The sequence below is a fragment of the Pseudoalteromonas sp. APAL1 genome, from assembly GCF_021532475.1.
Classification (GTDB): domain Bacteria; phylum Pseudomonadota; class Gammaproteobacteria; order Enterobacterales; family Alteromonadaceae; genus Pseudoalteromonas; species Pseudoalteromonas lipolytica_C.
The window spans coordinates 1-7,460 of sequence record NZ_JAKGAW010000086.1; the positions used below are offsets into that span (position 1 = coordinate 1).

The window sequence follows — 7,460 nt, forward strand, 5'->3', positions numbered from 1 at the left end:
GTATTAACAACCGCCTTGGTCGCATCATTAGGTTTTATTCCGATGGCTTTAAATACAGGGATTGGCTCAGAGGTTCAGCGACCTCTCGCAACAGTAGTCATTGGTGGCATTATTTCGTCAACGATTTTGACTCTGTTTGTCATTCCTGCCTTATACAGAATTTTACACAAAGAAAAGGAGTCTATTTTGACTGATGTTGAAGTATTGGAGTCTCAAGATGCCAAATAATATGATTAAAGCGTTAACCTATTTGGCAGTTGCGTTGCTGGCACTTGTTAGCATTGAAGCCTTTGCTCACGGTGTTGATGATAAAACCAGAGCGTTTTTGGAACAGAATACAGGTGTTCAGTTTATTCCATTCCTATACATAGGCGCTAAACATATGATAACGGGATATGACCACTTATTGTTTTTAGTGGGTGTTATCTTCTTTTTATATCGTAGCCGTGACGTACTGTTGTACGTCACCATGTTTACTATTGGACATAGTACAACTCTGTTATTTGGTGTGTTAAGTGACATACAGGTCAACGCTTATTTAATTGATGCCATTATCGGTTTTTCCGTAATTTACAAGGGCTTCGATAATCTAGGTGGCTTTAAGCGTTGTTTTAATTGGCAGCCTAATACCCAATGGGCGGTGCTGATTTTTGGTCTATTTCATGGCTTTGGTTTAGCTACCAAATTACAAGAATTTAGCCTAGCTGATGAAGGTCTTATTACCAACCTGATTGCCTTTAACTTAGGTGTTGAACTTGGTCAATTTGCTGCGCTCGCACTTATTTTGATCATGATAAATGCATGGAGAAAACTGCCGTCATTTCAACGTTTTTCGACAGTCACGAATACTGCACTAATGAGTGCTGGTGTGATGTTGATGGGCTTACAACTTACTGGTTACTTTACTATTTAATCGATTTTTAACTTATAGAAATACAGAAATAAAAGAGAATTTTATGCAACATACAGTTAGTACCAAAACACTCGTTAAAGCGAGTATTTCAGCAGTCGTTGTCGCGGCTATTGCACTGGTTACCTTTATCTTACCAGCAGAGTACAACATCGATCCGACAGGTATTGGCAACAAGTTAGGTTTAACAGCACTTGCACAAGCGGCTGAAATGGAAACAACGTCATTAGAGACAACTAAAGGCACGGATGAGTTTCAAACAATAGAAGTGACAGTCCCTGCGGGACGCGGCATCGAATATAAATTTTATATGAAGCAGCATGAAAAAATGACTTATGAATGGTTAACCGATGGTGCTCCATTGTACTTCGATTTACATGGTGAGCCTGAAGGTGACACAACGGGATATTTTGAAAGCTATGCTATTGCTACAACTAATGAAATGAAAGGCAGTTATACCACCCCATTTGCAGGCTCTCATGGTTGGTACTGGCAAAACAAATCAGATAAACCAGTGTCAGTACAGCTACTGGTTAAAGGGCAATACGAAGTTATTGGCCTTAAACAATAACGAATTTAACTTTACGAATTTCATACCAAATGGAGACTAAAATGAACAAACTAATATCAATCGTTGCGCTTTGTGGTGCCTTGCTAACTAGTAATGTACAGGCACATGGAGATCATGGTGTCATCAGCGGTCAGAAAGCTGTTATCATCGCTGCAACACATATTCAAAAAATGACGTTTAAAGACGCTGGTTTTGAAGTCGGTAAGTTAGATGAGTCATGGAAAAATATTGATAAGTCGCAACTTTCGATTGCTAGCGTTGAAGACAATTTCTATGTAGTTAGTGCATCTAATGCTAGCAACGAAGATAAGCTTTACTTCCAAATTGCAAAAAACGGTCAAGTTATATCGGTTAAAGATAAAAACGACTTTTAACAAAATAAGAAGGCACCTTTTGATAGAAGCAAGAGGTGCCTTTGTTTTGTACCAAGTCCGCTTTTGGCATAGAACCACTGGTCGGCTTTAACTCATTAATTAGATGGTACGCCCCACCCATTAGCTAAACTCATAGTGTTGGCTATTACAGGAGGAAACCATCATGTCAGTTGCAAAAGTCATAGGTATTGATTTAGGTAAATCAACCTTTCACCTAATTGGTCACGATTATTCTGGTCGTGAAATATTTCGTCATAAATACTCCAGAGCAAAGTTAGTCGATTTTCTATCTGTCCAAGAATCAACAGTTATTGCAATGGAAGCTTGCTGCGGTGCTCACTGGTTAGCAAGGAAATGCAAACAATTTGGACATGAGGTTAAGCTAATACCAGCTCAATATGTTAAACCTTATGTTAAGACCCATAAGAATGATTACATTGATGCAGATGCGATTGCAGAAGCTGCAACAAGGCCAAACATGAGGTTTGTTTCAGTCAAAACAGAAGAAGCTCAACTAGGTATAGTTATTAGACGTGTTCGTTCTGGCTATATTAAAGAAAGAACCGCCTGTATGAACCGAATTGGCTCGATACTACTGGAATTTGGACTTAGCTTTCCGAGAGGCCATCATCAAATGAAAAACTTGTTCCAATGGATAGCTGATCAAAATGAAGTGTTGCCACCGCTATTGATTGCAGAGCTAACAACTCAATATGAATATTACAATCAACTAAATGTGTGGATTAAAGCTCAAGAAGATAAGTTATTAGCGTTAAATAAAGAAAACGATATAGCTAAGTTATTACAAACAATTCCAGGTGTTGGACCTATGACTGCATCATGCTGTATATCAGCAGTTGGTAGTCCACAGGATTTTGATAATGGACGTAATTTTGCCGCTTGGCTGGGGTTAGTGCCATTTCAATATTCAACGGGAGGAAAGCCCAGAATGCTAGGTATTTCTAAGCGAGGGAATAAGGAGCTTAGAGAGTTATTTATTCACGCAGCTCGTGCCGTTATGTGGCGAGATAAAACAGCAGAAAAGTTCTTTGGAACATGGTTGATAGATTTAAAATGTCGAAAGCCGTTTAATGTGGCGCTTGTAGCTTTAGCAAATAAAATAGCAAGAATAGCTTGGTCTGTAATGACCACGAAGAAGCCTTTTGAAATTAGAGTTTAAGTCAGTTTGCATATGATAATTAATGATGACAAAACGGTTAGACCACCAGATTGAAGACCTTGTGGACAGTTCAGCAAGAAAAATGCTTTCTCGTTTTTGAGGACAATCTGGCGCAGATCTCATCGTAGAGCTGGGACTAATGTTAGTCTCTAATAGACTCTGAATACATTAGCGCAAACCATCTCCGTTATTTTTAGTTATTAACTTGCAAAACGGGGCGTACCATACATTCTGTCCAAAAACGAGTTTACCCGACCCTCCGCTTTTCGCTCAAATAAGACCCCGAAAAATGGCTCATATAGCTATCTAGGCCAACGCTTTCAAAAACAGAAGTATATTTCCGATAACTACCTTTGAATTCCTATAAACGGAAGTTTGCTTCCGAAATATAGCAATATTGGGTTAGAAACCGGAAGTTTACTTCCGTTTTGTACTTTAAGTTTATAAACCGGTGTTTAATGAAAGCTGGGAAGTCTAGAGGTACAAGCAAACATTGGGTTATTAAATTTAATAATTAGCTTTTAGCTAAATTTAGAAAAACTTTAAAGCTGGTAGTTTGATTATTTGAACTGACCTCTATATTTCCACCGTTTGCTTGCGCTAGAGCTTTAACTATTGCAAGCCCTAAACCAGCTCCATCGCTGTGTCGTTGGCGCGATTTATCGGGTCGATAAAAGCGGTCAAATAAATAAGGTAAATGCTCAGAAGGTATTCTCTCCCCAGTATTAATCACTGAAATACATATTTTATCAGCGGTAAATATTTCACTATTTACTGTGATTGATGAGCCTTTTGGGGCATACCTTATTGCATTGGATAGGAGGTTTGATAATAATTGGCGAAAGTGTAATTTGTCACAATAAAAACAAAGGTTTTGACCTTTTTTCTTAAATGTAATCAATGAGTCTTCAGCCAAAGCATCAAAGTACTCAAATAATGCTTCAATTTCATCATGGCTTTTTAGAGTATTTTGAACGGGTTTAACCAGTCCATTCTGAGTTTTTGCAAGCCAAAGCATATCACTAACCATCTTAGTTAGTCGTTCCAGCTCTTCTAGATTAGAAAACAATAATTCTTGATACTCTAACAACTGTCTTTTTTTAGATAAACCAACCTGTGTTTGAGTGATTATATTTGTTAGTGGAGTACGTAACTCATGCGCAATATCACTAGAGAAATTTGATAAACGAATAAATTCACCTTGGAGCCTGTCGAGCATCGAGTTAAACGACTGCACCATATTAACAAGCTCAATAGGCACTTTATTTTCATCAAGCCTTACATCCATCTTATTAGTTTGGATGTCATGCATTTTCTGACTCAAACCTCGTAAAGGGTTCAATCCTTGATGTATAGCAAACCAAGCCACCAATAAAATGAGTACCGCAGAGCCAAACATAATAGCCCAAAGACTTTGTTGAAATTGATTGAGAAAGTGTAAATGAAAGCTCATGTCTATCGCTGTAGTAATTTTGTATTGCTGTTGCCCAGTACTTAAATTACTCACCAGAGCTCGGTAGGTGTGGGTATCATTTTGCCATGAGGTAATGTTGTTACGGTTAAAGCCAGCTGAAGCATTAGCACTCATTACAAAATCACTAAAATCTCGTTCAGAACTTTGAAAAATGAGCTCTCCTTTTGCGGTATTTACCTGATAGTAAACACCGTGATGACCCGCTACAGCGTTAGATAATTCATTTTTAAGTTTCAGGTTTGATTTATACTGTTGTCTTAAAACTAATTCAATAGATTGATTAATAACATGCAGTTCACTACTATCTTGCTGGAAAAAATGATGTTTTATCGAACTATTTATTAAGGTGGCAACTAAAGTTAAGCACGCAATAACGGTTACAGCGACAAACAACACAACACGCATCGTAAGTGATAAAGGCCGTGACTTAATAGCCATCAGTTTCAACCTCTAATTTATAGCCCATACCACGAACCGTATGAATTAATTTAACAGTAAAGTCATCATCAACTTTTGCTCTTAGCCTACGAATGGCAACATCAATCACATTGGTGTCGCTATCAAAATTCATATCCCATACTTGAGAAGCAATTAACGAACGTGGCAGTACTTCACCTTCGCGCCGTAACAATAGTTCAAGTAAGCTAAACTCTTTATTACTCAATAAAATACGCTTGCCTGCACGTTGTATTTTTCGCTTTGGAATATCCATTTCTAAATCAGCAACTATCAGTATATCGTCAACTGTTTGTACTACACCACGGCGAATAAGAGTGCGTACTCTTGCTAAAACTTCAGCAAAAGCAAAAGGCTTTATTAAATAGTCATCAGCACCAAGTTCGAGCCCCTTTACTCTATCGTCTATACTATCGCGAGCAGATAAAAATAGTACTGGGGTTTTGTTATCTGCTTCACGTAGCGACTGTAAAATTTTCCAACCGGATACGTCAGGTAACATGACATCAAGTATTATTACATCAAATAAGTCGGTCATTGCTAGGTGATGACCGTCAAGTCCATTGCGCGCCAAAGAAACCTGAAAACCAGCTTCACTTAGCCCCTGTTTTAAATAATCTCCTGTCTTTGATTCATCTTCAACAACTAATAAGCGCATACAATTCCTTCATTAAAGTCCTAACAACTACCTCTGCAAATATTATGCAGTATCTGTCACTACAGCAACATGACACCAACATTACAACTTTGTAATGTTCGCGTCATGTTTAAGACAGGTCTATTTTCTATACTCAATACATATTCTGGTATGAAGGAGTAAGGAAATGGGGTTTAAAAAGTCATCACAACAGGTTAGCACACCACGAAGACGATTTGTTCAAGGCTTAATTGCAGGAGGTGTACTTGCTGCTTTTCCGAGTGTATTACATGCTGCATCATCTTTAGTAACAGGAACAATAACAGGCACTGTGCCCGAACTTAGCGGCAAAGTAATTGATCTGGTTATAGATGAATCGCCGGTTAACTTTACTGGCGTAGTACGTATGGCGACAACTATCAATGGCTCTATACCCGCCCCTACCTTGCGCCTCAAAGAAGGCGATGACGTTACTATTAGAGTAACAAATAAGTTATCAGTACCGAGTTCAATTCATTGGCATGGCATTATTTTACCGTACCAAATGGATGGCGTACCTGGTATCAGTTTTAAAGGCATTATGCCTGGCGAAACCTTTGTTTATAAATTTAAATTACAACAAAGCGGTACATATTGGTATCACTCACATAGTGGCTTTCAAGAAATGACTGGCATGTACGGTGCATTAATTATTGAACCGCGAGAAAAAGATATTATTAGTGCAGATAACGAGCATGTTATTCAATTATCTGATTGGACTGATGATGACCCAATGGCGCTGTTCCGCAAATTAAAAATACAGAGTGATGTATTTAACTTCAATCAGCCCACTGTTCCAGAATTTTTTGATGACGTTTCAAATAGCGGTGTTTCGAATGCTTTGCAACGCCGCAAAATGTGGAATCAAATGAGAATGAATCCTACAGATTTAGCTGACTTATCTGCATCAGCAATGACCTTTTTAATGAACGGTAGTACGCCAATGTCAAATTGGCGAGGAATGTTTAAAGTTGGAGAAAAAGTAAGACTTAGGTTTATTAATGGCTCAAGCAATACTTTTTTTGACGTTCGTATTCCAGAACTAAAACTAACAGTTGTACAAGCTGATGGGCAAAACGTTGAACCAGTGACAGTTGATGAATTTAGATTCGGCCCTGGTGAGACCTACGACGTAATTGTTGAGCCTAAAAATGATGCCTATACGATTTTTGCTCAAAGTATGGATCGCTCTGGTTACGCAAAAGGAACTTTATCAAGCTCGCCTAATATTGATGCGCCAGTACCTGCACTTGACCCTGTTGAATGGTTAACGATGACCGATATGATGGGCAATATGACCCACGGCGGTGAGCATTCTGCAATGGCAGGTATGGCTGGCATGTCAGGTATGAACTCTAAAGAAATGGATCATAGCGCTATGGATCACGGTCCAATGGCGATGGATCATAGCAAACATGGTATGTCTGAAAACCCATTAGCGGTTGCCAGCTCTAAAGTGCGTCATGCAAAAACGGAGTATGGAGCTTCAGTTGATATGCGCGTTGATATGCCGAGAACAAATCTTGATGATCCTGGTATTGGTTTACGTAAAAATGGTCGTCGTGTTTTAACACTTGCAGATTTACACTCACTTGAAGGGATCACTAACCAGCAAGAGCCAGAAGCTGAAATTGAGCTGCATTTAACCGGAAATATGGAACGTTATAGCTGGTCATTTGATGGCTTAGAATTTGGTAAAAGCACGCCAGTGCATATGAAGCATAACCAACGTTTAAGAGTTATTTTACAAAACGATACCATGATGACGCACCCTATGCATTTGCATGGTATGTGGAGTGATTTAGAAAACGAGCAAGGT

Annotated in this window: 8 protein-coding genes; 6 read left to right on the forward strand and 2 right to left on the reverse strand. The window is 38.7% G+C overall.

The window, feature by feature from the left end; genetic code table 11:
• The 5 genes from L1264_RS21055 to L1264_RS21075 all read left to right on the forward strand — a co-directional run.
• Positions 1–228, forward strand: a 228-nt coding sequence (locus L1264_RS21055) for an efflux RND transporter permease subunit (protein WP_235404605.1), incomplete at its 5' end; no start/stop codon positions are given.
• A complete protein-coding gene (locus tag L1264_RS21060; RefSeq protein ID WP_028834943.1) occupies positions 218–913 on the forward strand; it encodes a HupE/UreJ family protein in 696 nt (231 codons plus the stop codon). The genes L1264_RS21055 and L1264_RS21060, both read left to right, overlap by 11 nt.
• A 43-nt stretch (positions 914–956) precedes the next feature.
• On the forward strand, positions 957–1,481 hold the full coding sequence (locus L1264_RS21065) for a hypothetical protein (protein WP_028834944.1): 525 nt from the start codon (positions 957–959) through the stop codon (positions 1,479–1,481).
• A gap of 41 nt (positions 1,482–1,522) precedes the next feature.
• A complete protein-coding gene (locus L1264_RS21070) occupies positions 1,523–1,855 on the forward strand; it encodes a DUF6488 family protein (protein ID WP_028834945.1) in 333 nt (110 codons plus the stop codon).
• Positions 1,856–2,018: 163 nt separating this feature from the next.
• A complete protein-coding gene (locus L1264_RS21075; RefSeq protein WP_063527454.1) occupies positions 2,019–3,035 on the forward strand; it encodes an IS110 family transposase in 1,017 nt (338 codons plus the stop codon).
• Positions 3,036–3,549: 514 nt separating this feature from the next.
• Here the strand turns inward: L1264_RS21075 and L1264_RS21080 are convergent.
• The gene (locus L1264_RS21080; RefSeq protein WP_024601570.1) at positions 3,550–4,947 is read right to left on the reverse strand and encodes a heavy metal sensor histidine kinase; all 1,398 of its coding nucleotides are present in this window, start codon (positions 4,945–4,947) and stop codon (positions 3,550–3,552) included.
• Positions 4,937–5,623, reverse strand: coding sequence for a heavy metal response regulator transcription factor (locus tag L1264_RS21085; RefSeq protein ID WP_004588805.1), 687 nt, complete (start codon positions 5,621–5,623; stop codon positions 4,937–4,939). The genes L1264_RS21080 and L1264_RS21085 overlap by 11 nt, the downstream gene beginning before the upstream one ends.
• A gap of 166 nt (positions 5,624–5,789) precedes the next feature.
• Here L1264_RS21085 and L1264_RS21090 point away from each other — a divergent pair.
• The coding region (locus L1264_RS21090) for a copper resistance system multicopper oxidase (protein ID WP_235404608.1) at positions 5,790–7,460 on the forward strand (1,671 nt) is incomplete at its 3' end.

Bases quoted from the DNA above. Each gene is read 5' to 3' on its own strand.
- L1264_RS21075 (WP_063527454.1), top strand. From the start codon at position 2,019: ATGTCAGTTGCAAAAGTCATAGGTATTGATTTAGGTAAATCAACCTTT.
- L1264_RS21080 (WP_024601570.1), bottom strand. From the start codon at position 4,947: ATGGCTATTAAGTCACGGCCTTTATCACTTACGATGCGTGTTGTGTTG.
- L1264_RS21085 (WP_004588805.1), bottom strand. From the start codon at position 5,623: ATGCGCTTATTAGTTGTTGAAGATGAATCAAAGACAGGAGATTATTTA.
- L1264_RS21065 (WP_028834944.1), top strand. From the start codon at position 957: ATGCAACATACAGTTAGTACCAAAACACTCGTTAAAGCGAGTATTTCA.
- L1264_RS21060 (WP_028834943.1), top strand. From the start codon at position 218: ATGCCAAATAATATGATTAAAGCGTTAACCTATTTGGCAGTTGCGTTG.
- L1264_RS21070 (WP_028834945.1), top strand. From the start codon at position 1,523: ATGAACAAACTAATATCAATCGTTGCGCTTTGTGGTGCCTTGCTAACT.